Source organism: Methanosarcina sp. DH2 (assembly GCF_020804225.1).
Lineage (GTDB): Archaea > Halobacteriota > Methanosarcinia > Methanosarcinales > Methanosarcinaceae > Methanosarcina.
Window position 1 is genome coordinate 1 of sequence record NZ_WJBI01000029.1, and the last position, 18,023, is coordinate 18,023.

At 45.0% G+C, this 18,023-nt stretch carries 19 protein-coding genes and 1 tRNA gene; 17 read left to right on the forward strand and 3 right to left on the reverse strand.

Features of this window, described 5'->3' with window-relative positions:
- Positions 1-187: hypothetical protein (locus FXV91_RS19390; protein WP_229392438.1), on the reverse strand; the 187-nt coding region annotated here is incomplete at its 3' end.
- A 475-nt stretch (positions 188-662) separates the two neighbouring features.
- On the opposite strand from FXV91_RS19390, the gene FXV91_RS19395 reads away from it, so the two are divergent.
- Positions 663-1,631 carry a right-handed parallel beta-helix repeat-containing protein gene (locus FXV91_RS19395; RefSeq protein ID WP_229392439.1) on the forward strand — a complete coding sequence of 323 codons (969 nt, stop codon included), beginning with the start codon at positions 663-665 and terminating at the stop codon, positions 1,629-1,631.
- Positions 1,632-1,780: 149 nt separating this feature from the next.
- Here FXV91_RS19395 and FXV91_RS19400 read toward each other — a convergent pair whose 3' ends face one another.
- On the reverse strand, positions 1,781-2,887 hold the full coding sequence (locus tag FXV91_RS19400; RefSeq protein WP_229392440.1) for a NosD domain-containing protein: 1,107 nt from the start codon (positions 2,885-2,887) through the stop codon (positions 1,781-1,783).
- Between the two features lie 511 nt (positions 2,888-3,398).
- On the opposite strand from FXV91_RS19400, the gene FXV91_RS19405 reads away from it, so the two are divergent.
- From FXV91_RS19405 to FXV91_RS19420, 4 genes are all read left to right on the forward strand, one after another.
- The gene (locus FXV91_RS19405; RefSeq protein ID WP_229392441.1) at positions 3,399-4,760 is read left to right on the forward strand and encodes a Single-stranded DNA binding protein; all 1,362 of its coding nucleotides are present in this window, start codon (positions 3,399-3,401) and stop codon (positions 4,758-4,760) included.
- Positions 4,753-5,622, forward strand: a complete 870-nt coding sequence (locus FXV91_RS19410; RefSeq protein ID WP_229392442.1) for an RPA family protein — start codon at positions 4,753-4,755, stop codon at positions 5,620-5,622. The genes FXV91_RS19405 and FXV91_RS19410 overlap by 8 nt, the downstream gene beginning before the upstream one ends.
- A 144-nt stretch (positions 5,623-5,766) precedes the next feature.
- A complete protein-coding gene (serA, locus tag FXV91_RS19415) occupies positions 5,767-7,338 on the forward strand; it encodes a phosphoglycerate dehydrogenase (RefSeq protein ID WP_229392443.1) in 1,572 nt (523 codons plus the stop codon).
- 203 nt (positions 7,339-7,541) lie between these two features.
- The gene (locus FXV91_RS19420; RefSeq protein WP_229392444.1) at positions 7,542-8,054 is read left to right on the forward strand and encodes a DUF2240 family protein; all 513 of its coding nucleotides are present in this window, start codon (positions 7,542-7,544) and stop codon (positions 8,052-8,054) included.
- A 210-nt stretch (positions 8,055-8,264) separates the two neighbouring features.
- On the opposite strand, the gene FXV91_RS19425 is transcribed toward FXV91_RS19420, so the two are convergent.
- Complete coding sequence (locus FXV91_RS19425; protein WP_229392445.1) at positions 8,265-9,896, reverse strand: alpha-keto acid decarboxylase family protein; 1,632 nt, start codon at positions 9,894-9,896, stop codon at positions 8,265-8,267.
- A gap of 752 nt (positions 9,897-10,648) precedes the next feature.
- On the opposite strand from FXV91_RS19425, the gene FXV91_RS19430 reads away from it, so the two are divergent.
- The 12 genes from FXV91_RS19430 to FXV91_RS19485 all read left to right on the forward strand — a co-directional run.
- Positions 10,649-11,029 (forward strand): 50S ribosomal protein L18e, encoded by a 381-nt coding sequence (locus tag FXV91_RS19430; RefSeq protein ID WP_229392446.1) that lies wholly within the window; start codon positions 10,649-10,651, stop codon positions 11,027-11,029.
- Positions 11,030-11,038: 9 nt separating this feature from the next.
- Positions 11,039-11,461, forward strand: a complete 423-nt coding sequence (locus FXV91_RS19435; RefSeq protein ID WP_229392447.1) for a 50S ribosomal protein L13 — start codon at positions 11,039-11,041, stop codon at positions 11,459-11,461.
- A 13-nt stretch (positions 11,462-11,474) separates the two neighbouring features.
- Positions 11,475-11,879, forward strand: coding sequence for a 30S ribosomal protein S9 (locus tag FXV91_RS19440; protein WP_229392448.1), 405 nt, complete (start codon positions 11,475-11,477; stop codon positions 11,877-11,879).
- Between the two features lie 8 nt (positions 11,880-11,887).
- Positions 11,888-12,076 (forward strand): DNA-directed RNA polymerase subunit N, encoded by a 189-nt coding sequence (locus FXV91_RS19445; protein ID WP_048142146.1) that lies wholly within the window; start codon positions 11,888-11,890, stop codon positions 12,074-12,076.
- Positions 12,077-12,151, forward strand: a tRNA-Pro gene (locus tag FXV91_RS19450).
- Positions 12,152-12,265: 114 nt separating this feature from the next.
- A complete protein-coding gene (locus tag FXV91_RS19455) occupies positions 12,266-12,448 on the forward strand; it encodes a DNA-directed RNA polymerase subunit K (RefSeq protein ID WP_229392449.1) in 183 nt (60 codons plus the stop codon).
- Between the two features lie 71 nt (positions 12,449-12,519).
- Positions 12,520-13,263, forward strand: coding sequence for a 30S ribosomal protein S2 (rpsB, locus tag FXV91_RS19460; protein WP_229392450.1), 744 nt, complete (start codon positions 12,520-12,522; stop codon positions 13,261-13,263).
- A 68-nt stretch (positions 13,264-13,331) separates the two neighbouring features.
- Entirely contained in the window at positions 13,332-14,135 is an 804-nt protein-coding gene (locus FXV91_RS19465; protein ID WP_229392451.1) for an MEMO1 family protein, read from the forward strand.
- Between the two features lie 310 nt (positions 14,136-14,445).
- Entirely contained in the window at positions 14,446-15,351 is a 906-nt protein-coding gene (locus tag FXV91_RS19470) for a mevalonate kinase (protein ID WP_229392452.1), read from the forward strand.
- 360 nt (positions 15,352-15,711) lie between these two features.
- Positions 15,712-16,500, forward strand: coding sequence for an isopentenyl phosphate kinase (locus FXV91_RS19475; protein WP_229392453.1), 789 nt, complete (start codon positions 15,712-15,714; stop codon positions 16,498-16,500).
- Positions 16,497-17,594, forward strand: a complete 1,098-nt coding sequence (gene fni / locus FXV91_RS19480; protein WP_229392454.1) for a type 2 isopentenyl-diphosphate Delta-isomerase — start codon at positions 16,497-16,499, stop codon at positions 17,592-17,594. The genes FXV91_RS19475 and fni overlap by 4 nt, the downstream gene beginning before the upstream one ends.
- A 234-nt stretch (positions 17,595-17,828) precedes the next feature.
- Positions 17,829-18,023, forward strand: a 195-nt coding sequence (locus tag FXV91_RS19485; RefSeq protein WP_255680726.1) for a helix-turn-helix domain-containing protein, incomplete at its 3' end; no start/stop codon positions are given.

Genomic DNA, 18,023 nt, shown 5'->3' on the forward strand with positions numbered 1-18,023 from the left:
AAATTGCCATTTTTCTCATATTTTTCCTATATGGAAGAAGCATCAAACCATTAAGGTAATCAATACAGGTTGAAACCATACAACGAGTTTTAGTTTGAAAATAGAATTCAAGATTCGTTTCAGAAATGTATTTTTCTACAGAGATAGTGTTTGACTTGATAAAGTCTCTTGTTATTTGTTTCACCATCTCAAATTTATATGGGAAAAATTATACTTCATGGTAGACACGAAAAGGAAATGTGACAAAGTCAAGTTAGATAGTTCGGAAAAAACATTACGAGTACGACGTAATATGGAATTTTGAGAATATCCTGGAAGATTTACGATTTTCCTGGAGCTTTTGAGTTTACTCAAATTCTAAATCCAATCCAGAGGCGATACGATGCTTAAAACGAATTTAGGAACCCTATCCCTGACAGCATGTCTTATTATGACAACCGTATCAACTTTTGGAGAGATATACAACTATTCTATAGTTTTTGAGTTTACCCAAAATTCTGAATCCAACCCAAAGGTGATACGATGCTAAAAGTCAAACAGGAAACCCTATTCCTGACCACATGTCTTAGTTTAACAGCTGTGTATGCTTTTGGGAAAAATAGACTCTAACTCTATGATTTTTTGAGTCTACTCAAGTTCCAATCCAACCCAAAGGTGATACGATGCTAAAAAGACAGATAGGAACCCTATTCCTAGCAGCATGCCTCATTTTAACAACCGTACCCGCGGCATTAGGCGCACAAAATACAATAACCGTAAGTCCAACATCTGGATCAGATGCCCAGACTGTAATTAACAATGCAATAAATTCCGTAGCTTCAGGAGCAACATCAAGCAACCCGGGAGTTGTTCTCCTTACTGCTGGCACTTATGAGATAAGTGCACCTATAATTTTGAAATCCAATGTAGTACTGAAAGGTGCAGGTGACGATACAATAATCTATGCTACCGGTTCAGTCTGCAACTCCGAGGGATCACCTGCATATATATTCGGGTCAGGTGTTTCTAACGTTGAAGTATCTCATCTTCAATTCCAAAGTACAGCAACCGGGCCTAAAGATGGAGGTCACGGAGCATATCGAAACTGCATAAAATTCACATCCGTTACCAATAGTAAAGTACACGATATATTACTAACTCGCTATCTGTATGGTGACGGTGTCAGAATCAGTAAAAGTTCCGGAATAGAGGTCTATAACTGCAGAATGCAGTCCTCAGGACATGATGGCGTGTCATTTTTGTCCGGCACTAAAGACTCCAGAATGTACAACTGTTATGTTGAGGTTCAGACCAACACGGGTGTCAGGGTAGACAATTGTGCAAATATTGAGGTTGACCATAACACCTTCACAGGCAGCGCAGGCTCTGGCTGGTGCTGTGTTCAGCTGCAAAATACACTGACAAATGTGAAAGTCCATCACAACATTATGCATGATTACAAAGGATCAAGCAGCAGTGCAGGCATTGGTAACTGGAATGCAAAGGGGTCAATTAGCGTTCATGATAACGTTATGTGGAACGTATCCCCTTACGTTGAGGTAGGCTCAGGCTCAAACATACTGGGACCGTCTGATCACAATGTTGAAAATTGGGTAGCGCAGGGCTATGGATATGGCTCTATTAGCAACTAATTCAAAAAGCGCGATGGAATACATTCAATATTAAAAAAACCAAATATAGTAAAATAAGTTCACGAGTAAAAAGAACGGCTCTAACTGGCCGTTCTTCTTATCCCTTTTTAATATTTAAGAGCTTTTTACTCCTTATTTTTCTCTTCTCTTCACTTTCTCCTCTTCAGTAAGTAAGCCGCTCCTGCTGCAAGAACCGTAAATCCGAGACTTGGTGCTGGGGCTCCGTTTTCTTCTTCAGGCTCAGTTTCGGGAGTTTCTTCTTCTTCAGTGGGTTCTGTTGCTTCTTCTGTTGCTTCTTCCAGAGGGGTTTCAGTCTCATTTCCTGTCTCTTCTCTGGCTGCCATGCCCTGTTCATAAGCTTCGGCATCTAATTTGTTATCGAAGGCTGTAATTGCACCCGGAACTCTCGGGAAAAGCGGGGAGTTATCGGACCCGCCTCCGGTTACGGAGTATGCGGAATCACATATCCCATTACTGTTTTCATCCACGCAGGTTTCGCTGTAACCTGTGCCTTCAAGGTCTGCCCAGAAATTCCCGCCTATAAAGGGACCGCGGACGAGGTTGCTTTTAGTTGTGAGAGTGCTCTGCCAGGTGTTGTCCGCGTTTACGGCGTTGTCTTCTACATTTTCGGCATTCTTGAAGTAATTGTTAAAGATAATGTTCCTGCTGCTTTCTTCAAGTGAGATCCCGGGTCCGTAATTATAAGCAATGAGATTGTCCTGGATCGTGTTTGAATCAGAGCCTTCGAGCCTTATCCCTATTTCATTCAGGGTTATAATGTTGCCGTTTATGTTATTACTTCCCGCATCCTGCAGAAGAATCCCGTTCTCTGTGTTTCTGGCCCGGTTATTGTTGATATAACAGTAATTAGCTCCTGTCAGCAAAATCCCTGCTTTATCCGAATCTTCAACCCCAAATCCGCTGAAGGTTACCCGGGCAGCAGTTATTTCAACGGTACTTTCGGCAGGGTCGGCTGCCTTTACAATCGTATTCTCAGGGTTTCTCGAGTCAGACCAGATTCTCATCTCTCTGTCTATTTTGAGGTTTTCAACATAAGTTCCCTGGCTTACAAAAATAGTATCTCCGGCATTTGCGGCGTCTACTGCAGCCTGTATTGTGGTATAGCCTCCGTCTACTGAAGGGTTCACCTGTAGATTTGCTGCAGAACCTGCAGAGCATGTGAATATGACTGCCAGCATAAGTGTAACTGTTGCTATTTTTAATACCCGTAAATCCCTTTCTTTTATACTTTCCATATTTAGTTCCCCTTTTACTCTTACATTTCTTTCTTGTTTTTTATTCAGTTCTATCTTTTTAGAAGCCGTTAATTCCTCTTTTTCGGATTTTATCTGCTTTTAAGGAACAGATCTTATCTGTTTTTCTGGCATGAATCTTGTTTATTTTTTCAAAGATAATTCTTTCAATATTTTGTCAGGGAAAGGATTTTGTCCTGAAGAGATATATCTTTGGGATCACAATTTCTGAACAATTGTCCTTTAAAAGTGATGTTTAAAAGATTAAATAATAAATTAAGATCAAAGAAAAGATTAACTGGGACGAAATTTGTTTAATCTAACCTTTAATGATTTTCTAAGATCTTATTGCTATGATGAATCGAGTATTTGTCTCTGTCAGGTACCGGAAATATAAAGTCCTGAACTCTGACTATCTATAAATGCCCGCAGTTGTAAATTACTGCAGTCGTAAAGTAAACCTAAAACCCTTATATTTGAATTGTTTTATTATTGTCTCGAATGGAGGCTTAAAATGGATGAAAAAATTGCGCCCCATCTTGAAGAGCTAACCAGGGCGCTTGGAGATATTGAAAAGACTGGCATCCGTGCAGAATTCGATAAACTTCTTGCTTTTCGTGTCCCGCCGGAGGTTGCGAAGGAGAGCATACTCCGTAAGTTTGGTGGAAAAAGAAAAATTCTGAAGGTAAAAGACCTTTCAGCTGCCCTTAAGAATTTTGAAATAACAGGCAGAATCCTGGATATCGGGGAAAAGGCAATCCGCCCTCAGGAGGGAGTTAAGGAGGGACCTTCAAAACTGTATACCGGGGTTCTTGCAGACGAAACGGGTTCAGTCGTATTTTCTTCCTGGAAAGAACTGCCAGGCTCAGTTGGGGATGTAATCAATATCAGAAATGCCTATACTCGCCTCTGGCAGAACAGGATCAGGCTTTCCATAGGGGAACAATCTCTGGTATCTAAAGTTTCGGACTCTTCACTCCCCCAGCTTTCCGAGCTTTCCCAGAGCCCTGCAAAGAAACTGATTGATGTAGGTGCTGCAGATTTCTCCATAGGCGCCGTAGCCTGCATACTTCAACTCTCTCACAGGGAAGTCCTGATCAGGGGCAAACAGTCAAAAGTGATTTCCGGTGTGCTTGGAGATGAGACTGCCAGATTGCCCTTCACTGCCTGGGTAGAACTTCCGGGTATTGATATAGGAAGCATAATCAGGATCGAAGGGGCTCAGGTCCGCATGTTCAGAGGAATGCCTTCGATCAATATCCTCAGCAGTACTAAAGTCTCTTCAGTGGGGCCTGAAGAAGCTGAAAAGCTTGTTTTCACTTTCGAGTCCGTAGCAAAAGACCCTGCCCCCATGAAAATTGAAGAAATAGCCTCAAGAGACAGCATGTTCGATATAGCTGCCGCAGGCAATGTCGTTTCTGTCAGGCCGGGTTCAGGAATTATTTCCCGCTGTCCGGAGTGCAGCCGTGTGGTTCAGAAAGCTAACTGCAGGGTGCACGGCAAGGTGGAAGGAGTAAGAGACATGCGGATTAAGGCCGTACTGGATGACGGGACAGGGGCAATGTCAGTCATGTTTCCAAGGGGACTTGCAGAGACTATATATGGGAAAACTCTTGAGGAAGCCGAACAGCTCATGTTTTCTGATATTTCTAAAGATGCGGTCTATGAAGATCTGAGAAGGATCCTTACCGGCCGTTACCTGGCAGTACGCGGGAACTCTTCAAAAGGAGAATATGGGGTTTCTTTTGTTGCAGAAAGTGCCTGGGTGCCTGAAGATGACCTTGCTGTTAGAGTTGTCGAGCTGTTGCACAGGCTCGGGCCGGATGACGAGGATTACGTCTCAGAGGTCTCTGGAGGAGGAATAAATCTTGCTTAAAAGGGAAGTTGCAAAAAGGGTTTTTGCAAAGGAATTTGAAGCCTGCAGAGAGCTTGAGAAATCCACAAGGTCTGCATCCGAAGCAGCTGATTCGAAATCCCCAAATCTTCTTATCAGCCCTCTGGGGCTTATTCTCAACCGTGTCTTTATAGTTGGCGTGCTTACCGAACTCGACAGCATAGGTACGCAAAATGAAATGTGGAAAGCCCGGATAGTTGACCCTACGGGAGCCTTTACTGTATACGCAGGACAATTCCAGCCTGATGCTTCTATTTTCTTTTCAACGGTCCAGGTCCCTGCTTTCATAGCCCTTACCGGAAAGGCTAGAATTTACGAACCCGAACCAGGCTCGATTTTTATCTCTGTCCGGGCGGAAGAAGCAAACGTTGTAGATGAAGAAATCCGCAACAGATGGGTTGTGGATACTGCAGAACAGGCCGTCGACAGGCTCGAGGCTTTTTCGGATGCCCTGGCAAGCGGATACCGTGGAGAAACACTCAGGGAATACCTGCTTGAGAGGGGGGTTTCCGAAGAGCTTGCCGAAGGAATTTCTATTGCCATTGAGAAGGAACGCGTTCCTCAAGTATTTGCAAAACAGCTCCGGGCCTCTATCAGGCAAGGGCTCAGAACTCTTAACTTTGAAGCCGAAGATACTACAGGTGCCAAAGCTGACCAGAAGGAATTCGTACTTGAACTGCTCAGGGAAATGAGTGGAGGTAAAGGAATTGATTACGCTGCTTTTGTAGATGCTGCAGTCTCAAGAGGTATTCCTGAAGAGGTAGTAGAAGAAGTCGTCCGTTCTCTCCTCGCAGGAGGGCAGTGTTACGAGCCCAGGATCGGGATTATAAGGTTTGTAGGTTAACGTGCGGAATGGGCTTTAACGATCAAAAATGGGGGAATTCGCCTCTAAAAACATGTGATAACGCTTAAGTGTGATTAAGTTGATTGGTATTCTTTGTTAAAATTTAGCATCTCACGTTTATCGTATTTATCTGGAGAAATTGACATGAAAGTATTGGTCAGCGACTCACTCTCCAATGAAGGTTTGGAGATTTTAAAAGAACATTTTAATGTTGACGTTTGCACCGGCCTCTCAGAAGATGAGCTGGTGGAAAAGATCGGGGCATACGATGCCCTTGTAATACGCAGTGGCACCCAGGTTACTCAGAGAGTTATCGAGGCTGCCGACAACCTGAAAATAATTGGAAGGGCAGGGGTCGGGGTCGACAATGTCGATGTGGATGCAGCCACAAAGAAAGGAATCATTGTGACCAACGCTCCTGAAGGAAATATGATTTCGGCAGCTGAGCACACAATTGCCATGATGATGTCGATGTCCAGGAATATCCCTCAGGCCAACGCTTCCCTGAAAGCCAGGGAATGGAAACGCAACAAGTTCATGGGTATCGAGGTCAAAGGCAAGATCCTGGGAGTTATAGGACTTGGAAGAATAGGGTCTGAAGTCGCAAAGAGAGCCTCAGGGCTTGAAATGAACCTTATGGGCTATGACCCTTTCATCTCCGAAAAACGGGCTATGGAACTCGGAGTCAAGCTGGCGACGGTTAACGAAATAGCAAAAGAGGCCGACTACATCACAGTGCACACCCCTCTTATCAAGGAGACCAGAAATATCCTTGATGATGAGCAGTTTGCCCTCATGAAACCTGGAGTCAAGATTCTTAACTGCGCACGCGGCGGCATTATCAGTGAAGAAGCCCTGATAAGAGCCCTTGAAAGCGGTAAGGTAGGGGGGGCAGCTCTGGACGTTTTTGTTGAAGAGCCTCCTTTTGGCAGCCCTCTTCTTAACTTTGACAATGTTATCGTAACTCCTCACCTCGGTGCCTCCACGCAGGAAGCTCAGGTTAATGTTGCAATCGATATTGCCAAAGAAGTTGTTTCGGTCCTTACTGGCGGGCTTGCAAAGAACGCAATCAATATCCCATCCGTAAAGCCCGAAGCTATGGCAGTCCTTGCCCCTTACATCAGGCTCTCTGAAATCATGGGCAAAATTGCAGGTCAGCTTGTAGACGGCAACTACGAAAAGGTAGAGATCGCTTACAACGGGGAAATTTCCGGGAAAGATACAAGGCCTCTTACTGTCTCTGCTCTCAAAGGGCTGCTTGAGATGGCTGTCGGCTCCGGAGTAAATTACGTCAATGCTCCTATCCTTGCGAAGTCCAGAAAGATCGCAGTAGTGGAAAGCAAGTCCGAATCCGCAGAAGAGTATTCTTCAACTGTCAGTATCAGGCTAACCAGCGGAGAAATGGCCAAGCTGGTTGCCGGAACTGTTGTTGGAGACGAGCCCAAGATTGTTTCCGTTGATGATGATTGGGTAGATATCTTCCCTGCAGGCCGTATGATCTTTGCCAAGCACATTAACAAACCGAACGTTATCGGGCCCTGTTGCATGGTTCTTGGTAAAAACAATATAAACATTTCAGGCATGCAGGTCGGAAGGTCAGAAGTCGGAGGTGTGACCATGATGATTCTTAATGTGGATACCGACGTCTCTGATGCAATCCTTGAAGAGGTAAGGCAAGTTCCCGGAATCATCAATGCAAAGCTTGTTACCCTCTGAATTCATTTCCAGTAAATTGCAGTAAAAGATATTTCAAAAATATTTCACTTCGGTACAGCTTAATCTGATTCTGTGCCGGAGATATTTACTTTTTCCAGGAATTTCTTGAAATGTGAAACTACACCCATGAAGGAAGCTTCACGCCTGTATGGATTATATGCTATACTGTCTTTCCCATTGCAGTTATTTTTCGAGGTTTGTGAATGGAAGAACTTAAACGTGTTGTTTCAGCTCCTTTTAAGAAAAATCTTACAGCTTCTCTTCCGGAAAAGGACTTTGAGTTTTCCCTTGCCTTTGACCTGAAATGGTTTTCCCCGAAGATTGCTTCTGAGGTAAAGGGCCGCGCCCTTGAAGCAGGCGTACTTTCCCTGAAAGATGGCGCACTTGTGCTTGGTTTTGATGTTGAAAGTGTCCGGCTTCCCCACGCTTATAAGCCGCCAGAGGATTTTCTCGAATTCAAAGAGAAACCCGGAAAATCAGGGAACACAGGTCGCCACAAGGAAGAAATATCCTTTGAACAGATCCTTGACTTCGTTTCCGCGGATACGGGAATGAACAGGCAGAGGCTTGTTTCCGAAGTCAATTCCATGCAGGACCGGCTTTCTTATCTTGTGGACATCCGGATAGTGGCACTTATTGTGGCAAAGAAGTTCGGATGCAATATAGAAGGGGTATTTGGGAAGGTTTCCAGGGCTGTGCTTGGCTTCTCTTATTAACGGAATTACGCAGCTTTTCAAGTGGGATGGAAATAATAGTTGCGTTTGAGGTTGAATCGGATGTGACGCATCTTTATGAGACCGCAAGTGATGAATGGGACCACAAGTGATGATCCGGATTATATCCGGCTTTTATAACCCTTTCCGAAGCGGTTTAGATAAAAGTATGTCCGCAGGACACTTTCCGCAGGACACTTTGTTTGACAGGTTTCACAAATTGTTATGAATCGCCTCCATAATCGGGGGCGCCGATAACTCTGGAGAAACTATCTCTACATATGCGCCTGTTTTAGTATTATTCACTTCTGTCATAATCTTATCCAGGTCGCCGCAGGTGATGGCCTTCCTCATTATCCAGCCATTACAGCCAAGTACCTCCGGTAATTTATGATATTGCCATTGTACCAGGTCGTTGTAATGATAATCTAACTTCTTGGATAGCATTCTTTCTATCAGGTAGCCTTGATTGTTCAGCACGAAAATAATAGGTTTTAGGCCATAGCGGTGAAACTGGGTGACCTCCTGAGCGGTCATCTGGTGCGCCCCTTCTCCCGTTATAAGAATTACGCGCCGGTCCGGGGCAGCCAGTGCGGCACCAAAGGAAGCCGGAGTAGCCCAGCCTATCGCACCCCATAGTGTCTGGTTATGGAACCTGGCTCCTTCAGGTAAGAATATTGGCAGTAAGCCGTAAAAGGATGTGCCTGAATCCACTAAGATGATATCGTCGGGCTTAAAAAATTTCGCGTAGCTCGCGTATAAATAATCAGCCGTTATCGGGTTGCCAGCGCCTACCTCTGGCGATGTGGGAGATTTAGCCACAAGTCCCTTTACATCAGTACGCTTATGAAGTCTTTTAGCGAGTTCCTCCAGTACATCGAACATTTTTAGATTGGTGTAATCGGCATACCCTATATGGACATCAGAAGGTGTGATATTGATGATCCGGGATTTGTCAAGCTTTGCCGTGAACAAACCCATATTAACATCAAACAGGATAGTGCCTATGGCAAGTATGCAGTCGCAGGATTCCACGAATTCCCGAATTTCAGGATTTGCAAGCTGTCCGATATATAATCCCAGGTAGGAGGGGTTAGTCTCGTCGAGCACTGACTTATCCATCGCCATGGTCACATAAGGTAAGCCCGAAGCATTAACAACGGCAGTGGTCAAGTCCTTGAGTCCAAAACGGTCAACAAAGATACCTGGCATAATACAGGCTTTCTTTGCATTAGATAACTTGTTTATAATTGTCGAGATCACCTCTTCCAGTACCTCAGGATCGCTTTTGACGGGCGCGTTTACTGGCGCCGGGGAGGGTGAGATATTTTCATGCACATAGTTGTGAGGTATGGCGATGTACACAGGACGGCGATACTCCAGGGCTGCCGCGATAACACGCTCGACCTCGTGAATGCAGTTTTCCGGGGTAAGCATTGTTTTCGCACATACGACTGGTGTAGCCATTGTCATGAATGGGTCGAACTCTCCGTTTCCAAGCGTATGATGTACTATGGCATGTCTCTCCTGAACCGGCATATCCGGCATTCCTACAATGTGGAATACCAGATTGTGTTCCCCGTAAGAGCCTGCGATGCCGGATAGCGCGGATAGCTCACCTACCCCAAAGGTAGTAGACAGCGCTGACATGCCATTGATACGAGCATAACCATCTGCAGCATAAGAGGCGTTCAACTCATTGCAACAGCCGATCCAGCGCAGCTCATTATCATCACAAATGGCATTATTGATAGGAAATGCATAGTCTCCTGGCACGCCGAAAATATCCCTGATGCCCAGCTGTTTTAATCGGTTTAGAAGATATTGAATAACTGTCTCAGGCATGATAACACCACCAAGTTCAGTTTGATTGTTTCATTTTTTTGGGCCAAGCCCAGTATCCATCAATCCACAAAAATGTGATTATTGTGCGTATCAATACGAATTTTTGATATCTGCATTCAGAAGCGTTTGCAGCCAACGAGCCTATGTCATTGGGCCCCTAAAAGTGATTGCTACACTCCAGGACGAGCAGCCCGGGTATCGCGCGACCTCCTTTGCTTTGTGCCCCCACTAACCTTCAGCTTCCATTTTGGCATTTCCAAAGAAATCTAATATTCGTTTGGCGCCTGCTCACAGATCGGATACTAACTCGACTTGATATTGATAATTTCCCGAATATTGATAGTTCCCCGAGTATTATTATTATTATTATTATTTCTTAAATTATAAAAACAGGATTCCTCTTCCCTTTAATACATTCTCGGCTTTCTCAAATTGGTTTCAAAAGTCAGCTTTATCCGGTATGCCGTATGCCGCCCCTATAATCAGATGTGCCAGTGCAATTTTGATTCATGTAACACTCTGAGATGTACAAGTTAATCGAGAATGAATAAACATTTTAGGAACTATCGACGCACATAATCTTTATGTACTAGAAATGTTATTCACATCATACCAATCCGACTAATCGCTTGATCTTTAATTTGCTGCCCCGGGCTACTGAGCTAAGGCAGCTATGGCGATGTTCGAACGCGATAGGGAATTTTTTTCCGCGTGAGTGAGATTTCCATAACAATCTTGCGGAGGAACATACATTGGGTAAAAAATCACTGGTAAAACTAACAAGAAAAACGAATCCAAGAATCGTTTCCCTGATTCTTACCCTGAAAGATAGGGCAAATGTAGATTCTGCCCCCATCTGGAAGGATATTGCGAAACGTCTTGAGGCGCCGTCCAGAAACTATGCGGCTGTGAATATAAGCAAGATCAACAGGCATACTGCTGAAGATGATGTCCTGCTTATCCCCGGAAAAGTACTGGGTGCAGGTCTCCTTGATCATCCTGTTACTGTTGCGGCTGTAACATTCAGCGAATCCGCAGTTGAAAGAATCACTGAAGCTGGCGGCAAGTGTCTGAGTCTCGAAGAGATCATGGAAGCAAATCCAAAAGGGTCCGGTATCCGGATTTTCCGCTGAGGTGACAAGATGACGGTTATCGATGCAAAAGGGCTTATTCTGGGGCGTCTTGCAAGTTCAGTTGCAAAACAGTTGCTTTCAGGAGACGAAAAGGTTTATATTATAAATGCCGAAAAAGCCATCATTTCTGGCTCAAAGGCAGCCACCCTTAGAGAGTACCGGGAGACCCGGGAAAGGGGTGCAACGGAATTCGGGCCTTACTTCCCGAAGCGTCCGGAACGCATCCTGAAGAGGACTATTCGTGGCATGCTGCCTTATAAAAGAGCAAGAGGTAGGGACGCAATGTCCAGGCTCAAAGTCTATGTAGGTGTCCCCTACGAACTTAAGGGCGCTGAAACAATCACTATCACAGATGCCGACAAGAGGCTTCTGAGTTCCAACAAGTACATGGAGCTTGGTGAAGTGAGCCAGAAAATGGGTTCAAAGTTCTAATGGGTGAGTCCTCATGGTCAAAGTAATTAATTCATCTGGAAAGCACAAGACTGCAACTGCACGCGCAACAGTCATGAAAGGTACCGGTAAGGTCAGGATCAACAAAATTCCGCTCGAGCTCTATACTCCTGAGCTTGCAATGATGAAAATCTCCGAGCCTCTGATGATTGCAGGAAACGATATTGTTTCCGGGCTCGACATCAATGTTGATGTTCGGGGCGGCGGAATCGTTGGACAGGCTAACGCAGTAAGGACTGCAGTTGCCCGTGGTATTGTGGAATGGACAAATGACACAGCCATCAGAGACAACTTTGCAACCTACGACCGCAGTTTACTTGTAAGCGATTCCAGGCAGAAAGAATCCAAAAACTTTGGTGGGCCTGGAGCAAGGGCAAAATATCAGAAATCTTACAGGTAAGGACAGTTATGATCCCAGTCCGATGTTTCTCATGTGGAAAAGTAATCTCTAACTATTGGGATGAGTACAAAAGACGCGTCAATGACGGCGAAGACTCTGCTGCAGTACTGGATGATCTCGGGATCACCCGTTACTGCTGCCGCAGAATGTTCCTCAGTCATGTCGAACTTGTTGACGTGCTCTCACCGTACCAGTAAGGGACCGTAGGGTAGCTTGGTCCATCCTTCGGCGTTCGGGACGCCGGAACCTGAGTTCGAATCTCAGCGGTCCCATTTCCCTTTTTCAAGGGTACTGGTTGTCAGGTGTATGTACTAAACATATCAAATTTATCATGCTTCTCGATTATCGGAATTCATCGGAGCGTTTTTAAGTTTCAGGGTGATCTGTTGGTCAAGGAAAAGTATACCCGGTTCGAGCGTGCACGAATTATAGGTGCAAGAGCATTGCAGATAGCAATGGGGGCTCCTGTCCTGGTTGAAGATGACGGGCGGCTGGACCCCCTGGGTGTAGCCATTGAAGAGTTGAAGGCCGGAGTTATTCCTATAACGGTCAAACGTAAGAAAAGCTGAAAACGTAATGGGATACATTTCAGATGCTGAATGCGTTTTATTGTTGATTCTATATTTTATGAGGTGACTTTATGGAGGAAATTGAGCAGACAGGGCAGGAGGAAACCGGAGCACAGCCTTTGCCTGAAGAAAATATCGTGGCTGAAGCAAAACCTGCACCTGAAAAGGAAGCCGCAGTAAAGACCGAATCTGTACCTGTAGAATCGGAGGAAGAAGCAGCTTCTCCCAAAGAGGGATCCACATCCCTTGTGTCCATAGACGAATACCTGGCAGCAGGTGTTCACATCGGGACCCAGCAGAAGACTCAGGATATGATGCGTTTCGTATACAGAGTCAGAACTGACGGGTTATACGTACTTGATATCCAGTCAACAGACGAAAGGATCAGAGTTTCATCAAAACTGTTATCTCACTATGATCCTGCCAGAATTCTTGTAGTATCTTCCAGGCAGTACGGGCAGCACCCTGCAAGAATGTTCTCAAGGGCTCTCGGCACAAGGGCAATGCTCGGAAGGTTTATTCCTGGTTCCCTTACAAACCCGCAGATACACGGTTTCTTCGAACCGGATGTTATAATTGTAACTGATCCGGCTGGAGATGCCCAGGTTCTTAAGGAAGCTTCAAGCATTGGAGTGCCTGTTGTAGCACTTTGTGACACTAACAACCTTACCTCAAATGTGGACCTCGTAATCCCAACCAACAACAAGGGTAGGAAAGCCCTTTCTCTTGTTTACTGGCTGCTTGCAAGGGAAGTATCCAGACTCAATGATACCCCCTTCAATTACGAGTTGCCCGATTTCGAAACTCCCCTCTGATTTCGAAATATCCGTCCTGCATACTGCAAGGGTTTATAAAAATTGCCCATATCTTATATTATGGGTGATTGGAAATGAGACAGCCAGCAGTTGCAGGGCAGTTCTATCCCCTGCGTTGTGAAAATCTGGAGAAAGAACTTAAACGATGTTTCGAAGGCCTGGAGATCAGGGAACGAGAAGTCCGGGGGGCTGTTTGCCCGCATGCCGGGTATATCTATTCCGGGAAAGTGGCTGCACAAGCTTATGCAACCCTCCCTGAAGCCGATACCTATGTCCTTTTCGGTCCCAACCATACAGGCTATGGTTCGCCAGTATCAGTATCCAGGGAAACATGGAAAACTCCCCTGGGAAATATTGATGTTGATCTTGAACTTGCCGACGGATTTCTCGGGAGCATCGTTGATGCAGACGAACTCGGGCATAAATACGAGCACTCTATTGAAGTCCAGCTTCCTTTCCTTCAGTACCGCTTCGGACAGGGTTTTAAAATTCTTCCTATATGCATGGGTATGCAGGATGAAGAAACTGCAGTTGATGTGGGAAACCTTGTTGCTAACCTTATTTCCGAAAGTGGAAAACGTGCGGTAATCATAGCATCCAGTGATTTTACTCACTATGAAACTGCAGAACACGCACAGGAAATAGATTCCGAAGTCATAGATGCTATTCTGAACTTCAATATTTCAGACATGTACGGTCGGCTCTATCAAAGAAATGCTTCAGTTTGCGGATACGGTCCCATTGCTGCAATGCTTTCGGCTTCTCAAAAACTCGGAGGATCCAGAGCCACTCTGCTCAAATACGCAAATAGTGGGGATGTTTCCGGAGATGTGAGTGCTGTTGTCGGATACGCTGCAATTATTGTAGAATAACATATTGTGAAGCAACAAATAAGTTTCCGGAAAGTAAAGTAAATTTACGTAAAAATAAAGTGCGTTGTACGGAAAAGTAAAATACGTCTACGGAAAAGTAAAGCAAATTTACGGAAAAGTAAAGTACGTTTACGGAAAAATGAAGTAAATTTCTTTATGATTGTTCAGAAAACATCCGGGATAGAGTTCATGCAAGGATAGGTTTTTTTATACTATTTTTACTTTTATTCATAACCATCCTTCCGAGGGTAAAGTTCATTACTTTACATGCTCAAATTCAACAAAAATTGGAAAACTTTTGAGGAATAATATGGTTTCATGTTCTGCGCCCGGGAAAATCTATCTTTTCGGAGAGCACGCGGTTGTTTATGGAGAAACTGCAATAGCATGTGCAGTAGAGTTGAGGACCCGGGTGCGGGTGGAGTTAAACGACTCCACAGTTATCCAATCGCAGATTGGCAGGACAGGGCTTGATTTTGAAAAACATCCCTATGTTTCTGCGGTTATAGAGAAAATGAGGGAATTTGTCCCCCTGAGTGGCGTCTTTTTGACTGTCGATTCCGATATCCCTGTGGGCTCAGGGCTCGGGTCTTCCGCTGCGGTAACGATTGCAAGCATAGGCGCTCTCAACGAACTTTTTGGATGCGGTTTCTCCCTTGAAGAGATTGCAAAACTGGGGCACGATATTGAAATAAAGGTACAGGGCGCAGCAAGCCCTACGGATACATATGTTTCTACTTTCGGAGGTGTTGTCACTATCCCGGAGCGGAGAAAATTGAAGACTCCTGACTGTGGAATTGTAATAGGGGATACCGGAGTTTTTTCTTCTACAAAAGATCTTGTAGCAAATGTCAGGCAGCTTCGTCAGTGCTATCCTGAACTGATTGACCCCCTCATGGCTTCTATTGGCAAAATCTCCAGAATTGGGGAAACCCTTGTGCTCTCTGGAGATTATTCTTCGATTGGCAGGCTTATGAACGTAAACCAGGGTCTGCTTGATGCACTCGGAGTAAATATCCTTGAGCTTTCACAGCTGATCTATTCCGCAAGGGCAGCAGGAGCTTTCGGGGCAAAGATTACAGGAGCCGGAGGTGGCGGCTGTATGGTTGCACTCACAGCGCCGCAAAAATGCACTCAGGTAGCTGAAGCCATTGCAAGTGCAGGGGGCAAGGTTACAGTTACAAAACCCACGGAACAGGGGTTGAAAATTGACTGAACCTTAAAGGATTTCGGAAAGTTTGCTTTCCTGCAAATGGAATCCCTGTACTCTAAACGGTCAAAAGGTTCCTGAATTTCTACGGATTTTTTCAAAAAAGTGAGCCTGAAAACCTGATGGAGTCTTTGATGATGACTATTCATTGCTAATAACTACTCACCAATAACTACTCACCAAAATAATTACTCACCAATAATTACTCACCAATAATTACTCACCAACAACCACTCATCAATAATTACCCACTACCCACCATTAACTAGCTATCATTCCTGATTAACAACCATTAATGGTTAATATCTTCGTAAAATAATTCCTTAGACCGATTGAAAGTTATTTAATAAGGCGTCAAGTGATACGATGAATACTTCTACCGAACCTGTTATCCTTAAACTCGGAGGCAGCGCCATTACTGACAAAGGCGCATATGAAGGGATTGTAAAAGAGGCTGACCTTCTCAGGATTGCGCGGGAAGTTTCGGGCTTCAGGGGAAAAATGATTATTGTACATGGAGCCGGTTCTTTCGGGCATATCTACGCTAAAAAATACGGGCTTGACAGGACATTTGATCCTGAAGGGGCGATTGTAACCCATGAATCCGTAAAGAAACTTGCCTCAAAGGTAGTGGATGCCCTGAACAGTTTTGGAGTCCGGGCTATTGCTGTGCATCCTATGGGATGTACTGTTTGCAGAAACGGGAGGATAGAGAGCATGTACCTTGACAGCATAAAGCTCATGCTCGAAAAAGGTCTTGTCCCTGTACTGCACGGAGACGTTGCTATGGATATCGAACTCGGGACCTGTATCCTCTCGGGAGACCAGATCGTTCCCTATCTGGCAAAGGAACTCGGGATCACCAGACTCGGGCTGGGCTCTGCTGAGGATGGAGTGCTCGATAAGGACGGAAAGCCGATACCTGAAATTACTCCTGAAAACTTTGAGGAATTTCGGCACTTTATCGGAGGCTCCGGAAGTACCGACGTTACAGGTGGAATGCTCGGGAAGGTTCTGGAACTTCTGGAACTTAGCAAAAATTCTAGTATCACTTCACATATATTCAATGCAGGAAAAGCGGATAACATTTACAGGTTCTTGAATGGGGAATCCATAGGGACCAGGATCAGTCCGGATAAAGGGTATGAAGCATGATCAATACTACCTCAAGGCGAAAGATAGAACATCTCAAGCTCTGCGCTGAAAGCCCGGTTGAAGCCAGAAGGGTCAGTGCGGGTTTTGGTGATGTGACCCTAATCCACAGGGCGCTTCCTGAATTAAACATGGACGAGCTCGACCTTTCTGTGGACTTTCTTGGGAAAAGAATGCAAGCTCCATTTTTAATTGCATCTATTACAGGAGGGCACCCTGATACTATCCCTGTCAATGCTGCACTTGCAGCTGCAGCCGAAGAACTGGGGGTAGGAATCGGGGTCGGCAGCCAGAGGGCTGCTATTGATGACCCTACTCAGGAAGACTCTTTCAGGATTGTCAGGGATGAGGCTCCGGATGCCTTTGTTTACGGAAATGTCGGTGCTGCCCAGATCCGCCAGTACGGGGTTGAAGGGGTAGAAAAACTCATTGAAATGATTGGTGCCGATGCCCTTGCCATCCATCTGAATTTCTTACAGGAAGCCATCCAGCCCGAAGGGGACAGGGATGCTACCGGCTGCCTGGGTATGATCTCTGAAATCTGTTCTGCGGTCAAAACACCCGTGATTGTGAAAGAAACAGGGGCAGGCATCTCCAGGGAAGATGCTCTTCTTCTTCAAAAAGCCGGGGTCTCTGCAATTGATGTTGGGGGTGTGGGCGGTACAAGCTGGGCAGGAGTCGAGGTCTACAGGGCAAAAGAAAGCCGGGATTCGGTCTCCGAACGCCTCGGGGAACTTTTCTGGGACTTCGGAATCCCTACTGTTGCCAGCTTAATTGAGTCAAGGGTTTCTCTCCCTCTTATTGCAACAGGTGGAATAAGGACCGGGCTTGATATTGCAAAATCCATTGCTATCGGAGCCAGTGTGGCAAGTGCAGCCCTGCCTTTTGTGGGTCCCTCTCTTGAAGGAAAAGAATCAGTTGTCAGTGTTCTATCCCGTATGCTTGACGAGTTCAGAGCTGCAATGTTTCTTTGCGGCTGTGCAAACATCCAGGCTATGCATAACGCGCAGGTTGTTGTTACCGGATGGACACTTGAATATCTTGGGCAGCGCGGTTTTAATGTAAAAGACTATTCTTTACCCAAAAACGCACTCTAATTTAAGGAAGAGGGGTCGTAACTCTCCCATTCTTCCCTTCCATCCTTCACCTGCCTGACTAGCATATTACAGGTTGCGATTACGGATTTATCTCTTAAGGCGAGAAGACCCCCTCCTCAGGAGATCCGGTTTACCGGATCGAACAGGTGGGGGATGGAAGCCGTCAACTTCCTGACATTCTACAGATAGTAAATCTGTTAATCTTAACATAGTTTCAAAACATATATAATGCTAATGAAACGAGGAAACCGATACAGGATTTACCCTAACAAAGAACAAAAAGTTCTTATGGAAAAACACTTCGGTAGTACTCGTTTCGTCTATAACAAACTTCTAAATATTAAATCTACATTATATAGAAAGTGTAGAATAAGTATTTCTGAATTTGATCTTAATAATCACTTGTTAGTTCTAAAAGAAATATATCCC

Excerpts from the sequence above, each read along its gene's own strand:
- fni (WP_229392454.1), top strand. The coding sequence starts at position 16,497 with ATGATCAATACTACCTCAAGGCGAAAGATAGAACATCTCAAGCTCTGC.
- FXV91_RS19435 (WP_229392447.1), top strand. The coding sequence starts at position 11,039 with ATGACGGTTATCGATGCAAAAGGGCTTATTCTGGGGCGTCTTGCAAGT.
- FXV91_RS19395 (WP_229392439.1), top strand. The coding sequence starts at position 663 with ATGCTAAAAAGACAGATAGGAACCCTATTCCTAGCAGCATGCCTCATT.
- FXV91_RS19405 (WP_229392441.1), top strand. The coding sequence starts at position 3,399 with ATGGATGAAAAAATTGCGCCCCATCTTGAAGAGCTAACCAGGGCGCTT.
- FXV91_RS19425 (WP_229392445.1), bottom strand. The coding sequence starts at position 9,896 with ATGCCTGAGACAGTTATTCAATATCTTCTAAACCGATTAAAACAGCTG.
- rpsB (WP_229392450.1), top strand. The coding sequence starts at position 12,520 with ATGGAGGAAATTGAGCAGACAGGGCAGGAGGAAACCGGAGCACAGCCT.
- FXV91_RS19470 (WP_229392452.1), top strand. The coding sequence starts at position 14,446 with ATGGTTTCATGTTCTGCGCCCGGGAAAATCTATCTTTTCGGAGAGCAC.
- FXV91_RS19445 (WP_048142146.1), top strand. The coding sequence starts at position 11,888 with ATGATCCCAGTCCGATGTTTCTCATGTGGAAAAGTAATCTCTAACTAT.
- serA (WP_229392443.1), top strand. The coding sequence starts at position 5,767 with ATGAAAGTATTGGTCAGCGACTCACTCTCCAATGAAGGTTTGGAGATT.
- FXV91_RS19440 (WP_229392448.1), top strand. The coding sequence starts at position 11,475 with ATGGTCAAAGTAATTAATTCATCTGGAAAGCACAAGACTGCAACTGCA.
- FXV91_RS19400 (WP_229392440.1), bottom strand. The coding sequence starts at position 2,887 with ATGGAAAGTATAAAAGAAAGGGATTTACGGGTATTAAAAATAGCAACA.
- FXV91_RS19475 (WP_229392453.1), top strand. The coding sequence starts at position 15,712 with ATGAATACTTCTACCGAACCTGTTATCCTTAAACTCGGAGGCAGCGCC.
- FXV91_RS19420 (WP_229392444.1), top strand. The coding sequence starts at position 7,542 with ATGGAAGAACTTAAACGTGTTGTTTCAGCTCCTTTTAAGAAAAATCTT.